General features: G+C 70.0%; 16 protein-coding genes. 12 read left to right on the top strand and 4 right to left on the bottom strand.

Annotated features, from left to right (window positions below; translation table 11 throughout):
• The first annotated feature begins 13 nt into the window (after positions 1 to 13).
• The 3 genes from ABD235_RS31585 to ABD235_RS31575 all read left to right on the top strand — a co-directional run bounded on the left by ABD235_RS31585 (position 14) and on the right by ABD235_RS31575 (position 3244).
• Positions 14 to 946 (top strand): helix-turn-helix transcriptional regulator, encoded by a 933-nt coding sequence (locus ABD235_RS31585; RefSeq protein ID WP_344180819.1) that lies wholly within the window; start codon positions 14 to 16, stop codon positions 944 to 946.
• Between the two features lie 10 nt (positions 947 to 956).
• Complete coding sequence (locus tag ABD235_RS31580; protein ID WP_344180817.1) at positions 957 to 1778, top strand: alpha/beta fold hydrolase; 822 nt, start codon at positions 957 to 959, stop codon at positions 1776 to 1778.
• 128 nt (positions 1779 to 1906) lie between these two features.
• Complete coding sequence (locus ABD235_RS31575) at positions 1907 to 3244, top strand: S1C family serine protease (protein WP_344180815.1); 1338 nt, start codon at positions 1907 to 1909, stop codon at positions 3242 to 3244.
• Positions 3245 to 3297: 53 nt separating this feature from the next.
• Here the strand turns inward: ABD235_RS31575 and ABD235_RS31570 are convergent, their stop codons facing one another.
• A complete protein-coding gene (locus tag ABD235_RS31570; RefSeq protein ID WP_344180813.1) occupies positions 3298 to 4167 on the bottom strand; it encodes an NAD-dependent epimerase/dehydratase family protein in 870 nt (289 codons plus the stop codon).
• Positions 4168 to 4374: 207 nt separating this feature from the next.
• Between ABD235_RS31570 and ABD235_RS31565 the strand changes: the two genes are divergently transcribed.
• The 4 genes from ABD235_RS31565 (at position 4375) to ABD235_RS31550 (ending at position 10622) form a co-directional block, all read left to right on the top strand.
• The gene (locus ABD235_RS31565) at positions 4375 to 5796 is read left to right on the top strand and encodes an MFS transporter (protein ID WP_344180811.1); all 1422 of its coding nucleotides are present in this window, start codon (positions 4375 to 4377) and stop codon (positions 5794 to 5796) included.
• Positions 5793 to 6338, top strand: a complete 546-nt coding sequence (locus ABD235_RS31560) for a TetR/AcrR family transcriptional regulator (RefSeq protein ID WP_344180809.1) — start codon at positions 5793 to 5795, stop codon at positions 6336 to 6338. Before ABD235_RS31565 ends, ABD235_RS31560 begins: the two co-directional genes overlap by 4 nt.
• 154 nt (positions 6339 to 6492) lie before the next feature.
• Positions 6493 to 10095, top strand: coding sequence for a methionine synthase (gene metH, locus ABD235_RS31555; protein WP_344180807.1), 3603 nt, complete (start codon positions 6493 to 6495; stop codon positions 10093 to 10095).
• 17 nt (positions 10096 to 10112) lie between these two features.
• Positions 10113 to 10622 carry a GNAT family N-acetyltransferase gene (locus ABD235_RS31550; RefSeq protein WP_344180805.1) on the top strand — a complete coding sequence of 170 codons (510 nt, stop codon included), beginning with the start codon at positions 10113 to 10115 and terminating at the stop codon, positions 10620 to 10622.
• Here ABD235_RS31550 and ABD235_RS31545 read toward each other — a convergent pair.
• Positions 10597 to 11808, bottom strand: a complete 1212-nt coding sequence (locus ABD235_RS31545; RefSeq protein ID WP_344180803.1) for an MFS transporter — start codon at positions 11806 to 11808, stop codon at positions 10597 to 10599. The two genes, ABD235_RS31550 and ABD235_RS31545, sit on opposite strands and share 26 nt — an antisense overlap.
• Positions 11809 to 11984: 176 nt before the next feature.
• Here ABD235_RS31545 and ABD235_RS31540 point away from each other — a divergent pair, with 176 nt between their 5' ends.
• A complete protein-coding gene (locus ABD235_RS31540; RefSeq protein WP_344180801.1) occupies positions 11985 to 12824 on the top strand; it encodes an HAD family acid phosphatase in 840 nt (279 codons plus the stop codon).
• Here the strand turns inward: ABD235_RS31540 and ABD235_RS31535 are convergent.
• The gene (locus tag ABD235_RS31535) at positions 12790 to 13479 is read right to left on the bottom strand and encodes a TetR/AcrR family transcriptional regulator (RefSeq protein ID WP_344180800.1); all 690 of its coding nucleotides are present in this window, start codon (positions 13477 to 13479) and stop codon (positions 12790 to 12792) included. The two genes, ABD235_RS31540 and ABD235_RS31535, sit on opposite strands and share 35 nt — an antisense overlap.
• A 94-nt stretch (positions 13480 to 13573) precedes the next feature.
• Here ABD235_RS31535 and ABD235_RS31530 point away from each other — a divergent pair, with 94 nt between their 5' ends.
• Entirely contained in the window at positions 13574 to 14500 is a 927-nt protein-coding gene (locus ABD235_RS31530) for an SDR family oxidoreductase (protein WP_344180798.1), read from the top strand.
• A gap of 16 nt (positions 14501 to 14516) precedes the next feature.
• On the top strand, positions 14517 to 15281 hold the full coding sequence (locus ABD235_RS31525; RefSeq protein WP_344180796.1) for a class I SAM-dependent methyltransferase: 765 nt from the start codon (positions 14517 to 14519) through the stop codon (positions 15279 to 15281).
• On the opposite strand, the gene ABD235_RS31520 is transcribed toward ABD235_RS31525, so the two are convergent.
• On the bottom strand, positions 15271 to 15801 hold the full coding sequence (locus ABD235_RS31520) for a GNAT family N-acetyltransferase (protein ID WP_344180794.1): 531 nt from the start codon (positions 15799 to 15801) through the stop codon (positions 15271 to 15273). The two genes, ABD235_RS31525 and ABD235_RS31520, sit on opposite strands and share 11 nt — an antisense overlap.
• Before the next feature lie 72 nt (positions 15802 to 15873).
• Here ABD235_RS31520 and ABD235_RS31515 point away from each other — a divergent pair, with 72 nt between their 5' ends.
• The gene (locus ABD235_RS31515) at positions 15874 to 16167 is read left to right on the top strand and encodes a YciI family protein (protein ID WP_344180792.1); all 294 of its coding nucleotides are present in this window, start codon (positions 15874 to 15876) and stop codon (positions 16165 to 16167) included.
• Between the two features lie 96 nt (positions 16168 to 16263).
• Positions 16264 to 16857 carry an AMIN-like domain-containing (lipo)protein gene (locus tag ABD235_RS31510; protein WP_344180791.1) on the top strand — a complete coding sequence of 198 codons (594 nt, stop codon included), beginning with the start codon at positions 16264 to 16266 and terminating at the stop codon, positions 16855 to 16857.
• The last annotated feature ends 91 nt before the right edge of the window (positions 16858 to 16948 follow it).

The raw sequence follows: 16948 nt of genomic DNA, 5'->3' as shown, positions 1-16948 counted from the left end.
CAGACTTCCGGACATGCTGGAAACCTCGGCGCGGCTGCTCAAGCTGCTCTCCCTGTTGCAGACTCCGCGCGACTGGTCGGGTACGACGCTGGCCGGCGAGCTGGGCGTCGGCGTCCGGACGGTCCGGCGGGACGTCGACAAGCTGCGCAACCTCGGCTACCCGGTCGAAGCGGTTCCCGGCGTCGCGGGCTACCGACTCGGAGCCGGGGCGTCGCTGCCGCCGTTGCTGCTGGACGACGAAGAGGCTGTCGCTGTGGCGATCGGGCTGCGCGGCTCGGCGGCCGGGGGAGTGGCCGGGCTGGAGGAGTCGTCGGTGCGCGCGCTGACCAAGCTGGAACAGGTGCTGCCGTCGCGGCTGCGGCATCGGGTCCGCCTGCTGCAGTCGGTCGCCGTACCGGCTGCTCAGGGTGCTGTGGTCGACCCGGAGGTGCTGCTGGCCGTGGCCGCGGTGTGCCGGGATCATCAGCGGCTGCGCTTCGACTACCAGTCGCACGACGGTACGGCGAGTGTGCGGACGACCGAGCCGCATCGGCTCGTGCACACCGGACGGCGCTGGTACCTGACCGCATGGGATCTCGATCGCGAGGACTGGCGGACCTATCGGCTCGACCGGATGACGCCGCGGATCCCGACCGGGCCGCGGTTCACGCCGCGCGAGGTACCCGAGCTCTCCTTGGTCGGCGCCGGGATCGCTTCGGGTGGCTATCGCTACCAAGCCGTCTTCCGGATGCAGGCGCCTGCTGTCGAGGTGGCCGACCGGCTGGCGTCGTCGGTGGCCACCGTGGAGGCCGTCGACGAGTCGACCTGCCTGGTGCGGACCGGCTCGAACTCCCTGGACGAGCTCGTCCTCCACATGGGGTTGCTGGGCTGGGCCTTCGAGGTCGTCTCGCCACCTGAAGTCGCCGACCATGCCCGTTCGGTAGCGGCGCGCCTGGCCGGGGCTTAGGGTCCCTCGCATGGAGGACCAGTACGTCGAGACGGTGCTCGGGCGGATTCGGCTCCGGGTCGGGGGCGACGGCCCGGCGATGGTGTGCTGGCCGAGCCTGCTGATGGACGGGACGCTGTGGGACGCACAGGCGGAGTACTTCGTTGACCGGTTCCGCGTCGTACTCGTGGATCCGCCGGGGCACGGTGGCAGCAGCCCGTTGACGCGGGGGTTCAGCTTCACCGAGTGCGCCCAGGTGGTGGTGCAGATTCTCGATGCCCTGGGCATCGACCGGGCGCACCTGGTCGGCAACTCGTGGGGCGGGATGATCGGCGGCACGTTCGCCGCGCTGCACCCGGACCGGGTCGATCGCGCGGTGCTGATGAACGCGACCGCTTCCCCCGCGGGCTTGCGGCACAAGGTCGAGTACCCGCTGCTGGTCGCCACCGCGCGACTGCTGGGCGGGATGCGCGGGCCGTTGGTGGGGCCGGTCCGCGATGCGTTCCTGGGGCCGACCAGCAAGGGCGAGCGTCCCGCAGTTGTTGCCTACGTCAACGAGTTGGCATCGCGGGCCGACGTCGCCTCGGTGCGGCACGCGGTGACGAGCGTGGTCCCGCGCCGGCCCGACCAGCGCGAGCTGTTCGGTTCGATCGCGGCTCCGGTGCTGGTCGTGGCCGGGCGGGAGGACGCGACGTTCCCGGTCGCGGAGACGAAAGCGATGGCCGACGCGATCCCGGGCGCGAGGTTCGCCGTACTGGAGAAGACCGCTCATCTCGCCGCGCTGGAGAACCCGGTCGAGGTGAACGCGCTGCTGGAGGACTTCCTGGTTCGGCCGGCTCGGCGGCCGGAGTAGTTGCCGTCGGCGTGTGTTGTGGGGCACACCGGATTCTCAGGTGATTCCTCTGTTGGTCCGATGGCGTTCTCAGGTCCGCGAGGTCTACTCGATCTCAGGAAGGAACAGCCTGAGGAGGCGCAGGGACGATGGACCAGCAGGGGCAGCACAATCAGCAGCAGCAGGGTTACCCGCCGCACGGCTACGTGTCGTACGGGTACCCGCAGCCGGGGCCGTGGCAGCCGCCGTACCAGCCGCAGCCGCCGAAGCGGCGCCGCCGGGTGCCGGCGATGATCGGCGCGTTGGGTCTGGCCGCCGCGCTGGTGGGCGGGTCGGTGGCGTGGGGCATCGACCAGCACGTCACGAAGTCCTCGCAGCTGGCCCAGGTGCTCAGCCCGTCCGGCGTCGCCGCGAAGGTGTCGCCCGGACTGGTGAACGTCAACACCGTGCTCGGGTTCGAGGGAGCGCGCGCCGCCGGGACCGGGATCGTGCTGACGCCGGACGGTGAGGTGCTGACCAACCACCACGTCGTCCAGGGCGCGACGCAGATCAGCGTGGTCGACGTCGGGAACGGCAAGACGTACCAGGCCGGCGTCGTCGGGTACGACGACGACCACGACATCGCCGTCCTGAAGCTGAAGGACGCCTCCGGGCTGGAGACGGCGAAGATCGGCGACTCCTCGTCGGTCAAGGTTGGCGACGACGTGGTCGGGATCGGCAACGCCGGCGGCAAGGGCGGTACGCCGAGCTACGCGGCCGGTGAGGTGACCGCGCTGAACCAGGCGATCACGGCGACCGACGAGTCGGGGCAGAACCCGGAGAACCTGACCGGTCTGATCGCGACCGACGCGAACATCCAGGCCGGCGACTCCGGCGGCCCGCTGGCGAACTCGGCCGGCGAGGTGATCGGCGTCGACACCGCCGGCTCCGGGAGCAACGGCAACCAGAGCACGCCCGGGCAGACGGCCTTCGACCCGACGGCTCCTGGCTTCGGCAACGACCCGGGGTTCGGCGGGTTCGGCGGTGGGTTCGGCGACGGCCAGGGCCAGGGCGATCAGGGCCAGGGTGACGGTCAGGGCCAGCAGGGCAACGGCCAGGGCGACCAGGGCAACGGCGCCGGCCAGACCCAGGGCTTCGCGATCCCGATCAACCAGGCGATGGCGATCGCCGACCAGATCGAGGCCGGTCAGTCCTCGGCCGACGTCCACATCGGCAACTCCCCGATGCTCGGCATCACCGTCCTGAACGACGGCGCCCAGGGCGCGGTCGTCAACGACGTGATCGCGAACGGCAAGGCGGACGAGGCGGGTCTGTCCGCCGGCGACGTGATCACCGCCCTCGGCGGTAAGACGGTCGACTCACCCGAGACGCTCGCCACCGCGCTCAACCAGCATCACCCGGGGGACAAGGTCTCCGTCACCTGGATCGACCAGACCGGTCAGAAGCACACCGCCGACATCGAACTGACCACCGGACCGGTCCGCTGACGCCCCCCACCCAGCGGACCGAACAAACCGGGCCCGGCCCGGCGCCTCCCCCCTCAGGCGCCGCCGGGCCCGGCTGCTGTCTGCGCGAACCCGTCTCGCCAGGACCTGTGCAGCGGAGTCCACTCCAGGTCCTCACGAGCAAAGGAGTTGTCGGCTCCCCGAGCCCAACCGTTCCGTTCCCCCTCGACGACCTCCGGCACCGGCGAACCCATGGCCCGCGCGAACGCCGGCGCCCACTCGCTGGCCGGAGCCGGTACGTCGTCCATCACGTTGACCACACCGGTCGGCCACGCGAGCGCCTCGACCGCAGCGCCCGCCGCGTCCTCGACGTGCAGGAAGCTGCTCACGTCAGCGTTGGCCACCAGCTTCCCGGGCTCGGTCATCAGCCCGCCGGGTGAGTACCAGGTCCCGGGGCCGTAGAGCAGGCCGTACCGAAGCACCACCCACTCCGGCAGCTTCGCCGCGAGCTCCTCCATCGTCGCCACCGACTCGACCGTCCCACGCCGGGTCTCCGACTGCGCCGCCAGATCGAGCGGTGTTCGCTCGTCGGCCGGTTCAGCGCCGGGTTCGTAGACCCACGCGATGCTCTGCACGACCATTCGCCGTACGCCGGCCGCCAGCGCCGCGTCGACGAGGTTGCGCGTCCCGGCCTTCCGGATCCGCGCGTTCGCCGCGAAGTCGAGGCCGCCGAGATCGGTCAGCTGGTGCATCACGACCTCGGGCTCGGCGGCGGCGACCGCCGTCCGCAGCCCGTCGGCGTCGAACACGTCTCCGACCACCGCCTCGACTCCCTGGGCCCACAGTCGTGCTGCGTCCGCCGTACGGCGGGTCAGTGCGGTCACCTGGTGCCCGTCGGCGACCAGCTTCGGGAGCAACTGGCGGCCGACGGCTCCGGTCGCGCCGGCCAGGAAGATCCGGCTCATCGGGGACCTCGCAGTAGTGACGGGGGATTCAGTCGGTGATCGGTCACCCCGCCACAGTAGGGACGCGGCGGCCCAGGGGCACGGGCCATTTCGGGCGTGGTTCGGCGGGCCACCGGCCGCCAGGCGGAACCGGGTCGCCTCGATGGTGAACACTTGTTTACCCTGGAGGTGAACGTTTCTCCTCTGCCCCCAGTGAGGACCCCGAGAGTGACCGTCCGGCCCACCGCCCATCCCCGCCTGATCCTGTCCGCCCTCGCGTCCTGCGGCGTGCTCGTCTCGGTGATGCAGACCATCGTCGTACCGCTGCTGCCCGAGCTGCCCGGCCTGACGCACAGCAAGCCCGCCGATGTCAGCTGGCTGGTGACGGTCGCGTTGCTGACCGGTGCGGTCTTCACGCCGCTGCTCGGACGGGCCGGTGACATGTACGGCAAGCGCCGGGTGCTGCTGGTCGCGCTGGTCTCGATGGTTCTCGGATCGTTGCTCTGCGCAACGAGTTCGGTGTTGCCGGTGCTGGTGGCCGGGCGCGCGTTCCAGGGGGCCGCCGTCGCTGTGGTGCCGCTCGGCATCAGCATCCTGCGCGACGAGCTGCCGGCCGAGCGGGTGATCCCGTCGATCGCGATCATGAGCTCGACGCTCGGCGTCGGCGCCGCGTTCGGGATTCCGGCCGCGACGCTGGTGGTCGAGTACGCCAACTGGCACACGATGTTCTGGATCTGCGCGGGGCTCGGCCTGCTCGACATCGCCGTCGTGCTGCTGATCGTGCCCGAGTCGAAGCTGCGGACCAGCGGGCGGTTCGACGTACTGGGTGCTCTGGGGCTGAGCGCGTTCCTGGTCTGCCTGCTGCTCGCGGTGTCGAAGGGCAGTGCGTGGGGCTGGGGATCGCTCGCGACGGTCGCGACCTTCGCCGGTGCGCTGGTGATCGTGCCGCTGTGGGCGTTCTTCGAGCTCCGTACGACGAGCCCGCTGGTCGATCTGCGGGTTTCCGCGCGACCCGCGGTCCTGTTCACGAACCTGGCCGCGTTGCTGATCGGCTTCGCCTTCTACGCCAACTCGTTGTCCACCGCGCAGCTCGTCCAGGAACCCGCCTCGACCGGCTACGGGCTCGGTGCCTCGATCGTGGTCAGCGGTCTGTGCCTGCTCCCGGGTGGGGTCGCGATGGTCCTGCTCTCGCCCGTGTCGGCCCGGATCTCCGCCGCACGCGGCCCGCGGTTCACGCTCGCGGTCGCCGCGGCGGTGATGGCGGTCGGGTACGTCGTGCGGTTGTTCACCAGTCAGAACCTGATCGCGATCGTGGCCGGCGCGACCGTCGTGTCGGCCGGGACCGCGGTCGCGTATTCGGCATTGCCCGCCCTGATCATGCATGCTGTGCCGGTGACCGAAACGGCCGCGGCGAACGGCCTCAACACGTTGATGCGCACGATCGGCCAGGCCGTCTGCAGCGCGGTCGTCGCGACAGTGCTGACCACGGTGGTGGCCACGAACGCCGGCCGCACGGCCCCGACGCTGGGTGCGTACCTGATCGTCTTCGTGGTCGCCGGTGCGGCGGCGTTGGTCGCGGTCGGCTTCGCCCTGCTGATCCCGGCCCGCCGCTCGGTCCGAGTATTAGCTCCAGCAGGTAGTACGCCGTGAACGATGCCGGGCGGAAGGCGATCGTCAAAGCCGCGCGGCGGGCGTTCGCGCGGCAGCCGTACGCGGCGGTGACGTTGCGGGGGATCGCCGCCGACGCAGGCGTCAGCGCGTCGTTGATCGTCAAGCACTTCGGTGGCAAGGACCAGCTGTTCGACGTGGTGGCCGACTTCAGTGACGCGGGTGAGCTCCTGCTGGCCGCGCCGAACGAGTCGCTGGGCAGGCATGCCGTGCTCACGCTGGTCCGCTGGCGGCGCGAGAACGAGAGCGACCTGCTGGTCCGGGTCGTGTTCGCCGCAGGCGGGGGCGACGAGCGGGCGATGATGCGGGACCGCTTCCGCGACCAGGTCGTCCAGGCCTTCGCCGATCGTCTCGACGGCGACGACAAGGAGCTCCGGGCCGACCTGATCGTCGCGCACCTGCTCGGCCTCGGCGCGCTGCTCGCCGTACGGAAGGACGGGCCCGCCGCGAGCGCCGATCCGGAGCTGATCGCGGACCTCTACGGACCGGCCCTGCAGATCCTCATCACGGAAAATGGACGATAGTCTCAATATCCGGACATTTTGTGCTGGTCTGAGCGCTCAACGCCAGTACGATCGTCCCTTGGGCCGAGAGGCGCTGCAACGGGCCGGAGGCCCGCCACGCTCGTCCTGAGTTACCACTGCAAGGGCGCCTCCGGGAATCTTCTGGAGGCAAAGGGTGACCACAAGCTCGTTGCGAGACCTGCTCGACCAGCGCATCGCCGTGCTGGACGGTGCGTGGGGCACGATGCTGCAGGGCGCGAAGCTGACCCCCGAGGACTACAAGGGCGACCGGTTCGTCGACCACACCCACGACGTCACCGGTGACCCGGACCTGCTCAACATCATGCGGCCCGACGTCATCCTCGACGTCCACCGGCAGTACCTGAACGCCGGCGCCGACATCACCACCACCAACACCTTCACCGCGACCAGCATCGGCCAGGCCGACTACGGCCTGGAGTCGCTGGTCCGCGAGATGAACCTGGCTGGCGCCCGGTTGGCGCGCCAGGCCGCCGACGAGGCCGGCGGCAAGTTCGTGGCCGGCTCGATCGGCCCGCTGAACGTCACGCTGTCGCTGTCGCCGCGCGTGGAGGACCCGTCGTACCGGGCGGTGACGTTCGAGCAGGTCAAGGACGCGTACGCCGAGCAGATCGCCGCGCTGCGCGACGGCGGCGTCGACCTGCTGCTGATCGAGACGATCTTCGACACCCTGAACTGCAAGGCCGCGATCGCCGCCGCCCGCGAGGTCGCCCCCGAGCTGCCGCTGTGGATCTCGGTGACGATCGTCGACCTGAGCGGGCGGACGCTGTCCGGCCAGACCGTCGAGGCGTTCTGGAGCTCGATCGAGCACGCCAAGCCGCTGGTCGTCGGCGTGAACTGCTCGCTCGGCGCGCGGGAGATGCGCCCGCACGTCGCCGACCTGGCCCGGTTCGCCGACACCTACGTCGCCTCGCACCCGAACGCCGGACTGCCCAACGCCTTCGGCGGGTACGACGAGACGCCCGAGGAGACCGCCGGGATGATCGGCGAGTTCGCCGAGTCCGGCCTGGTCAACATCGTCGGCGGCTGCTGCGGGACGACGCCAGCCCACATCGCCAAGATCGCCGAGTCGGTCCGCGGCCAGAAGCCGCGCGACCTGGCCCCGGCCGAGACCCGGACCCGGTTCAGCGGGCTGGAGCCGTTCAAGATCGGCGCCGACACCGGCTTCGTGATGATCGGCGAGCGGACCAACGTGACCGGCTCGGCGAAGTTCCGCCGGCTGATCGAGTCCGGCAACCACCAGGCCGCGGTCGACGTGGCGCTGGAGCAGGTCCGCGGCGGCGCGAACCTGCTGGACGTGAACATGGACGCCGACCTGCTGGACAGCGAGCAGGCGATGACCACGTTCCTGAACCTGATCGCGACCGAGCCCGAGGTGGCCCGGATCCCGATCATGATCGACAGCTCGAAGTGGACCGTGCTCGAGGCGGGCCTGAAGTGCGTGCAGGGCAAGGGCGTGGTCAACTCGATCAGCCTCAAGGAGGGCGAGGAGGAGTTCCTCGAGCGGGCCCGCCGGATCATGGACTTCGGCGCCGGCGCGGTGGTGATGGCCTTCGACGAGCAGGGCCAGGCCGACACCGTCGAGCGCAAGGTCGACATCTGCGGCCGGGCGTACGACCTGCTGACCGGGATCGGCTTCCCGGCCGAGGACATCATCTTCGACCCGAACGTGCTGGCCGTCGCGACCGGCATGTCCGAGCACAACGGCTACGCGCTGAACTTCATCGAGGCGCTGCCGCTGATCAAACAGCGCTGTCCGGGCGTCCACATCAGCGGCGGCATCTCGAACCTGTCGTTCTCGTTCCGCGGCAACGACATCGTCCGCGAGGCGATGCACTCGTCGTTCCTGTACCACGCCGGCAAGGTCGGCCTGGACATGGGCATCGTGAACGCCGGTCAGCTGGCGGTCTACGAGGACATCCCGAAGGACCTGCTCGAGCTGGTCGAGGACGTCATCTTCAACCGGCGCGACGACGCCACCGACCGCCTGGTCGCCTTCGCCGAGAACGTGAAGGGCAAGGGGACCCAGCGCGAGGTCGACCTGTCCTGGCGCGAGGGCACCGTCCAGGAGCGGCTGTCGCACGCGCTCGTGCACGGCATCGTGGACTTCATCGAGGACGACACCGAGGAGGCCCGCCTGCTGTACCCGCGGCCGCTGCAGGTGATCGAGGGCCCGCTGATGGACGGGATGAAGATCGTCGGCGACCTGTTCGGGGCCGGCAAGATGTTCCTGCCGCAGGTGGTGAAGAGCGCCCGGGTGATGAAGCGCTCGGTCGCCTACCTGGAGCCGTTCATGGAGGCCGAGAAGGAACTGGCTCGCCAGGAAGGCCGCGCCGAGGACGTCCGCGGCCAGGGCAAGGTCGTGCTGGCCACGGTCAAGGGCGACGTGCACGACATCGGCAAGAACATCGTCGGCGTGGTGCTCGGCTGCAACAACTACGAGGTGATCGACCTCGGCGTGATGGTCCCGGCCGGCAAGATCCTGGACACCGCGATCGAGGTCGGCGCGGACGCGGTCGGCCTGTCCGGGCTGATCACCCCGTCGCTGGACGAGATGGTCACGGTCGCCGAGGAGATGCAGCGGCGCGGGATGAAGTTGCCCCTGCTGGTTGGTGGCGCGACGACGTCGAAGCAGCACACCGCCGTCCGGATCGCACCGGCGTACGACCGGACCACCGTGCACGTGCTGGACGCGTCGCGGGTGGTCGGCGTGGTCTCCGACCTGCTCGACGACGACCGTTCCGCGGCCCTTGACATCAGCAACCGTGAGGACCAGGACCGGCTGCGCGAGCAGCACGCGAACAAGCACCGCGCACCCCTGCTGACCATCGAGCAGGCCAGGGCCAACGCCGAGCCGGTCGAGTACGGCGAGCTGCCGGTGCCCGCGTTCACCGGGCTGCGGCGGGAGACGCCGAGCCTGGAGACGCTGCGGGAGATGATCGACTGGCAGTTCCTGTTCCTGGCCTGGGAGCTGAAGGGCAAGTACCCGGCGATCCTGGAGAACGAGGTCGCCCGGGAGCTGTTCGACGACGCGAACACGCTGCTGGACGAGATCATCGCGAACAAGTCGTTCACCGCGCAGGGCGCGTACGGGTTCTGGCCCGCGCACCGCGAGGGCGACGACATCGTGCTGGACGACCGCGGCATCTCGTTCCCGATGCTGCGGCAGCAGACCGAGAAGCCGGCCGGCCGGCACAACCGCTGCCTGGCCGACTACATCGCACCCGCCGGCGACCACCTCGGTGGCTTCGGGGTCGCGATCCACGGTGCCGAGGAGCTGGCGGCGTCGTACGAGGCGAAGAACGACGACTACCGGGCGATCATGGTCAAGGCGCTGGCCGACCGGCTGGCCGAGGCGTTCGCCGAGTGGATCCACCTGGAGGCTCGCAAGGCCTGGTTCGAGCCGGACGTCGAGCCGGTGCTGGCGGACCTGCACGCCGAGCGGTTCCGCGGGATCCGGCCGGCGCTCGGGTACCCGGCGAGCCCGGACCACAGCGAGAAGAAGGAACTGTTCGAGCTGATCGAGGCCGAGAAGCTGGGCCTCGGCCTGACCGAGTCGTACGCGATGACTCCGGCCGCCGCGGTCTCCGGCCTGATCTTCGCCAGCGAGTCCGCGCGGTACTTCAGCGTCGGCCGGCTCGGCAAGGACCAGGTCGAGGACTACGCCAAGCGCCGCGGGCTGGAACTGGCCGAGATCGAGCGCTGGCTGCGGCCGAACCTGGCGTACGACCCGCAGTAGGTGGGACGGTGGGGCGCATGCTCAACGATCTCGGCGCCGGGTTGCGCCCCGCCACCCCTGCCGACGCCGACGCCGTGGCCGCGATCTGGTACACCGGCTGGCACGACGGCCACGACGGCAACGTCCCCGAGGAACTGACGGCTGTCCGCACCAAGGACACCTTCTGGACCCGCGCGGCGGAACGAGTCGCGGAAACGACGGTGGCCACTGTCGGGCAAGCCGTCGCCGGGTTCGTGATCGTCTCCGGCGACGAGGTCGAGCAGGTCTACGTCTCGACCGACCACCGAGGCTCGGGCATCGCCGGCGTCCTGCTGACCGAGGCCGAACGACAGGTCGCCGAGGCCGGCCACCCCGCCGCCTGGCTGGCAGTTGCCACCGGCAACGGTCGTGCCCGCCGGTTCTACGAACGCTCCGGCTGGACCGACGACGGCCCGTTCGACTACCAGGCCGCGGTGGACGGCGGCACGATCGCCGTCCCGTGCCACCGCTACGTCAAGAAGTTCACCGCACCCGCAGCCGCCGAGTAGCCGGTACGACGAGCAGCAGCGCCGCGCAGAACAGCCCGAGGATCGAGGCGAACACCATCAACGGCACCTCGCCCGTGACCCCCGCGAGCGGGCCCGCGACGGTCCGGCCGAGCGCCATCGTGACCAGCGACCCGGCGACGTCGTACGCGTAGACGCGGTTGAGCAGCTCGGGCGGGACCTGGGTCTGGACGGTGGTCGACCAGAGCACCGACCAGAACGCGATGCCCGCGCCCGCGATCGACCAGCCGATCATCAGGACCGTCAGGTTCGGGTGCAGCGCCGGGACCAGCGGGTAGATCGCGAACAGTGCCCAGCCGATCGCGCCGACTGCCAGCGGACGCCGCGGGCGGAAGCGAATCGCGAGCGTGCCGCCGATCGCGCCACCGGCGCCGAACGCCGCCAGCCCGAGTCCGAGCGCGGTCGAGTCGAGATGTCCGATCACGAGCTCGGCGCCGATCGGCAACGACGTACCGACCACGAAGCAGCCGTACAGGCCGAAGATCGCGATCACCGACCACAGCCAGGTCCGCGCCCGGAAGGCCTGCCAGCCCTCGACCAGCTCCGTGACGAAGGATGCGCCGCCAGCGGCCTTCGCCGTGTCCAGCTTCAGGCCCAGCAGACACAGACCGCTGACGGCGTACGTCGCCGCGTAGATCGCGAAGACGACCGCGGGCCCCGAAACGCTCACCAGCACACCGGCCAGGGCCGGGCCGAGCACGCCGGCCATCGACTCCGCGATCCGCAGCGTCCCGTTGGCCTTCTGCACGTCGTTGGCGACCTGCGGCACCATGCTCGCCACACCCGGCTGGAACATCGCGGTCGCCGCTCCGCTGAGGAACTGCAGCACCACGATCAGCACCAGCGACGGCGAACCGGCCAGGAACGCGACGGCGGTGATCGCCTGCAGCGCGAACCGCGCGAAGTCGGCCAGCACCATCATCCGCCGGGCGGTGAACCGGTCGGCCAGCACGCCGCCGAACAGCATGCACAACGCCACCGCCGCCAGCCAGGCGCCGAGCGCGTAGCCGACGCCGGTCGCGCCGTACCCCGCGTCCAGGACGCCGACCGACAACGCGACGGGGATCATCGCGTCCCCCAGCAAGGAGGTCGTCCGCGCCGCGAAGTACAACCGGAAGTTGGCCGGCCGCAGGGCCCGCGCCGGAGCCACCTCAGCAACGCACGTCATCAGCCATCCTTAAGAAGACTCCTGTCGGAAGCTGAAATCTAAACCAGTTCGCCGCCGGCCGTCCGGGTGTCTCACCTGCCGGATCGCGTGCGGGTTTACCCCACATCCTTCGCCGGACCCGCGCCGGCGGGGTTAGTTTGCATTGGCAGGCAATCCATTCCTGGAAGAGGGTCATCATGTTCAAGCGTTCCTGGCGCCGGCCGATGCTGGTCGGTGCCGCGGCTGTTGCGATCGCGTCCGTCGCGGGAGGGGTCGCCTACTCGGCCGGCGTCGCCGCGCAGCAGCCGGCGATCCAGACGTCGACACCGCGGACCGAGAAGCAGGTCACCAACATCGACGTCCTGCGGCAGCAGCTGCGCAACTACTACGGCGACCCGCTCGGTACCGGCACGTTCGCGGCGGACAGCAACTACGCCAAGGAGGCCCGCGGGGTCGCTGCCGACGGCAAGCGCTGGATTTCGACGCGGCACCACACCCGCGGGACGAAGGCGATCCTGCTCGACGTCGACGACACCGCGCTGGCCACCTGGAACTACGAGCTGGCCAGCAACTGGGCGTTCAACCCGACCACCAACGGGCAGTTCGTGACCGAGCAGAAGTTCCCCGCCGTACCGGGCATGGTGGATCTGGTGAAGACGGCCGAGCGTGAGGGCTACGCCGTGTTCTTCCTGACCGGTCGCGGTGCGGCGCAGGAGCAGGCGACGCTCGGCAACCTGACCGCGGACGGCGTCGGCGTCGACGCGGGCTACCCGAAGCCGACCACGCTGCGCGGCGGCGAGGACGGCCTGTTCACCAAGCCGGCCGTCGCCGACTACCCGGCGTACCTGAAGACGGCCTGCGCGGCCGACCCGAACGGCTCCTGCACGACGATCCACTACAAGTCGGCGACCCGCGCGCACATCGAGTCGCTCGGCTACGACATCGTCGCGAACTTCGGCGACCAGTTCAGCGACCTCAAGGGCGGGTACGCCGACCGCACGTTCAAGCTTCCGAACCCGAACTACTACTTGCCCTAGGCAACAGTCCGAACAGCAGGCCGTCCAGGGTGCTCCGCAGTGCGGGCTCGAACTCGACCCGCAGTGCGGAGAGCTCCGGCGCGGCCTCGTACGCCGCCAAGATGGCCGCCGACGGCCGGGAGTGCGTCCAGATCGCCCCGGCCAGCAGCACGGCGGCCGCGATGAAACGCGCTGCGCCCTCCGCGCCGAGCTCCGGTACGGCGACCGAGATCATCGCGACCATCCGCCGGTATCCCGCGATGGTCGACCGCTTGTAGTTCAGCGCGATCTCGGTCGAGACGTTGTGCTCCAGGACGGCGGCCTGTGCGCTGTTGAGCTCGCACAGCATCGGCCGCGCGGTCATCGTCGCCACCACCGCCTGGGCCAGTGCCTCTGCGCGGTCGGCCACCGGGAGGTCCGGGTCGACTGCGCCGAGCGCGGCTTCCAGATCGTTCAACCAGGCTGCCGTCTCGGTGTTCATCAGCTCGAGCAGCACGGCCTCGCGCGACTCGAAGTAGTTCAGCACGTTCGACTTCGCGAGGCCGACGCGGCGGGCCAGCTCGTTGAGCGTGAGCTGGGCGACCGGCTGCTCGGCCAGCATCGCGGTCGCGGTCGCCAGGATCGCCCGCCGGCGTTCGGCCCGCTGCTCGTCGCTGCGCGCTCGCTGGAAAGTCATGCTCACAGTCTACAGACCACCGGTCTGTTGTCATCAGACCGATGGTCTGTTAACGTCGAAGACAACAGACCGGCAGTCTCTTAAGGAGCGCACCATGTACGACGTCCCCGATCAGACCGGCAAGTACGCCGTCGTCACCGGCGCCAACAGCGGGACCGGCAAGGAGACCGCTCGGCGGCTGGCCGCGGCCGGTGCCCACGTGGTGATGGCCGTTCGCACGGTCGCCAAGGGCGAGGCGGCCCGGGCCGAGATCCTGGCCGAGCATCCCGGCGCGCTGCTCGACGTACGGCGGGTGGATCTGGCCGACCTCGCGTCGGTGCGGGAGTTCGCCGACGGGCTGATCGCGGACGGCGTACCGCTGGATCTGCTGGTCAACAACGCCGGCGTGATGGTGCCGCCGCAGCGGATGACGACGGCCGACGGGTTCGAGCTGCAGCTCGGCAGCAACTTCCTGGGTCCGTTCGCGCTGACCGTGCGGCTCCTGCCGCTGCTGCTGAAGGCTCCGGCGCCGCGGGTCGCGACGATGAGCAGCGGGGTGGCGACCCGCGGGAAGATCAACTTCGACGACCTGAACTGGGAGCGGCGGTACCGTCCGGCGGCGGCGTACGCGCAGTCGAAGCTGGCCGACCTGATGATGGGCCGGCACCTCGCGACGATCGCTGCCGAGCGTGGCTGGCCGTTGCTGAGCACGATCGCCCACCCCGGCTACACCCGTACCAACCTGCAGACCGCCGGCGCGAGTCTCGGCCGGGAGCGGCCCTCGTTGGTGAACCGGCTCCTTTTCAAGCTGCCGCTTCCTTCGCAGGGCGTTGAGCAGGGTGCGGAGCCGTTGCTGGTCGCGGCGGTGAGCCCGGACGCCAAGCCACGCGAGTACTACGGACCGTCGGACTGGTTCGGTCTGGTCGGTCCGGCCGAGCTCGCCAAGACACCGCGGAGTGCGCTGGACGACGAGGTCGCGGCCCGGCTGTGGAAGACCGCCGAGCAGCTGACCGGCGTAACGCTTCCCACTGTTGCTGCTTGAGCTCTAGCCTGCGGGGATGGAGCGATGGGCCAGTGGGGAGCAGTACGAGCCGTACGTCGGGCGCTGGAGCCGGCTGGTCGCGACGGAGTTCGTGGACTGGCTGGACCAGCCCGCCGAGCGTCGGTGGCTCGATGTCGGGTGCGGAACGGGAGCGTTGACCAGCACGATCGTGCGGGACGCTTCGCCGGCGTACGTGCTGGGGGTTGATCGTTCGGAAGGGTTTCTCGAGTACGCGCGGCGGACGGTGCCGGAGGCGTCGTTCGAGGTGCGGGACGCTTCCGACCTTCCCGATGGTTCGTTCGATGTCGTGGTGTCGGGGCTGGTGCTCAACTTCGTGGCGGACCGCGACGCGTTGCTGCGAAGGCTCGGGGAGCTCGGTGGCGTGGTCGCGGCGTACGTGTGGGACTACGCCGAGGGCATGCAGCTGATGAAGTACTTCTGGGAGGTCGCGGGGGAGGTCGATCCGTCGCGGCGCGATCTGGACGAGGGGACGCGGTTCCCGTTCTGCAACCCGGCCGGCCTGGAGGAGATGTTCGCGGCGGCCGGGCTCGCGGACGTCGCGAGCCGCGGGATCGTCGTACCGACGGTGTTCACGTCGTTCGAGGACTACTGGACGCCGTTCCTCGGCGGGCAGGGCGCGGCGCCGGCGTACCTGAGCACGGTCGACGACACCACCCGCGACCGGATCCGGGACGCCTTGCGGGAAAGGCTTCCGGCCGAGCCCGACGGCACGATCGCGTTGACCGCGCGGGCGTGGGCCGTGCGGGGGACTAGGGCTTAGGCCAGGCCGGGTGCAGGCGGCCGAAGAGCAGGTCGTCGGTCCACTCGCCCTTCCACCAGCTCGCGGCGCGGCGCAGTCCTTCGCGCTCGAAGCCGAGCCGCTCGAGCAGTCGCGCGGAGGGTTCGTTGCGCGCGTCGCACTCGGCCGAGACGCGGTGCAGGTTCCGTTCGAGGAACAGGTGGTCGAGCAACGCGCCGACCGCCTCGGCGGCGTACCCCTGACCTTGGTACGCCGGCGCGAGCGTGAACCCGACGTCGGCCTGCCGGAGGTTGTCGGCGAGGTTGAGGCCGATGTCGCCGATCAGTACGCCGTCCAGGTCGATCGCGTACTGGAACCAGCCGGCCCGCTCGGGATCGCCGTCGGCGAACGATCGGACGGCCTCGGTCGCCTGCTCCAGCGAGTACGGCGCGTCCCACGACTGGTACCGCGCGACCTCCGGCACGGACCGGTACGCCGACAACGCCGCGGCGTCATCGTCCGAGAACCTGCGGAGCGTCAGCCGTTCGGTCGACAAGATCATGGGGTGATGATGTCAAAATCCGCGGTCCGGCACCGTCTGGTGAGTGACACCACCTGACGATCGGAGCCGCTTGTGAAGTACCTGGTGATCCTGCATGCCGCCGACCAGCTCCAGCCGTTGGACCACGCACGCTTTCGCCGTACGGCGGAGGAGGCGGGCGAACTGGTCGACGGGCAACTCCTCGCCGACCCTTCGCTCGGCACGCGGCTCGGGACTTGTGGTGCTCCGATCCACGCCTACTACCTGCTCGACGTCGAGTCCTCGGCGCGCGCCGTCGAGCTCGCGCGACTGCTGCCCGAGGCGACGCAGGAGGGTGCCGGTGTCGACGTCCGGCCGGTGATGTTCGCGGCTGCCGCCGACTACTGACCGATCGCCTGCTGTGCACCTGAAGTCATCGCCGCGGACGGTCAACTTCGGCGCCGGGCACAGCATCTAACAGGTGTCTCTAAGGGGGGACACATCATGAGTGGTATCCGTATTCGAACCAACCGAACCAACCGTCCGTCGATCCGCACGCTCGTCGCGATCATGGCCGTCGCCGCAGTTCCGGTGGGCGCGGTCGCTGTACCGGCGGTCGCCGGAACGTCCACCAGCGCTGCCTGCTCCACCGCGTGGGGATCGTTGCCCGAGGCAAGCAGCTTCCGCGGCACCGGTACCCTGACCAACGTCCGGACCGGCCGGCACGACTGCTTCGACCGCGTCGTCTTCGACGTCAAGGGTGCGCCGTCGTGGTTCCGCGTGGAGTACGTGAAGTCGATCGGCACGGTGGGCCAGGGCCTGCCCGTGCCGCTGCGCGGGGGCGCCAAGCTGCAGATCGTGCTCTCGGTCCCGTCGTACGACGACGAAGGCCACAGCACGTACAACCCCGCGAACCCCAAGGAACTGTCCAACGTGACCGGCTACCGGACCTTCCGGCAGCTCGCCACCGCCGGCAGCTTCGAAGGCGAGACCACGATCGGCCTCGGCGTCCGCGCCCGCCTCCCGTTCCGCGTCTTCACCGTGGCCGGCCCCGGCACGACCAACCGCATCGTCGTCGACGTCGCCCACACCTGGTAGACCGCAACTTCGGTGCCCCCCGACGCATCTAGCAAGTGTCCTAAGGGGGGCATCGTGAATCTCGTTCACACCAACAGTCCAGCCGACCTCC

Origin of the sequence: Kribbella lupini (genome assembly GCF_039529595.1) — a bacterium.
In the GTDB taxonomy this organism is placed as follows: Bacteria; Actinomycetota; Actinomycetes; order Propionibacteriales; family Kribbellaceae; genus Kribbella; species Kribbella lupini.
Note: the sequence above shows the minus strand (reverse complement) of the source record. Positions and strands in the feature narration are given on the sequence as shown.

Excerpts from the sequence above, each read along its gene's own strand:
- ABD235_RS31510 (WP_344180791.1), top strand. The coding sequence starts at position 16,264 with ATGAGTGGTATCCGTATTCGAACCAACCGAACCAACCGTCCGTCGATC.
- ABD235_RS31540 (WP_344180801.1), top strand. The coding sequence starts at position 11,985 with ATGTTCAAGCGTTCCTGGCGCCGGCCGATGCTGGTCGGTGCCGCGGCT.
- ABD235_RS31535 (WP_344180800.1), bottom strand. The coding sequence starts at position 13,479 with ATGACTTTCCAGCGAGCGCGCAGCGACGAGCAGCGGGCCGAACGCCGG.
- ABD235_RS31520 (WP_344180794.1), bottom strand. The coding sequence starts at position 15,801 with ATGATCTTGTCGACCGAACGGCTGACGCTCCGCAGGTTCTCGGACGAT.
- ABD235_RS31550 (WP_344180805.1), top strand. The coding sequence starts at position 10,113 with ATGCTCAACGATCTCGGCGCCGGGTTGCGCCCCGCCACCCCTGCCGAC.
- ABD235_RS31525 (WP_344180796.1), top strand. The coding sequence starts at position 14,517 with ATGGAGCGATGGGCCAGTGGGGAGCAGTACGAGCCGTACGTCGGGCGC.
- ABD235_RS31585 (WP_344180819.1), top strand. The coding sequence starts at position 14 with ATGCTGGAAACCTCGGCGCGGCTGCTCAAGCTGCTCTCCCTGTTGCAG.
- ABD235_RS31545 (WP_344180803.1), bottom strand. The coding sequence starts at position 11,808 with ATGACGTGCGTTGCTGAGGTGGCTCCGGCGCGGGCCCTGCGGCCGGCC.
- ABD235_RS31570 (WP_344180813.1), bottom strand. The coding sequence starts at position 4,167 with ATGAGCCGGATCTTCCTGGCCGGCGCGACCGGAGCCGTCGGCCGCCAG.
- ABD235_RS31575 (WP_344180815.1), top strand. The coding sequence starts at position 1,907 with ATGGACCAGCAGGGGCAGCACAATCAGCAGCAGCAGGGTTACCCGCCG.
- ABD235_RS31530 (WP_344180798.1), top strand. The coding sequence starts at position 13,574 with ATGTACGACGTCCCCGATCAGACCGGCAAGTACGCCGTCGTCACCGGC.
- ABD235_RS31580 (WP_344180817.1), top strand. The coding sequence starts at position 957 with ATGGAGGACCAGTACGTCGAGACGGTGCTCGGGCGGATTCGGCTCCGG.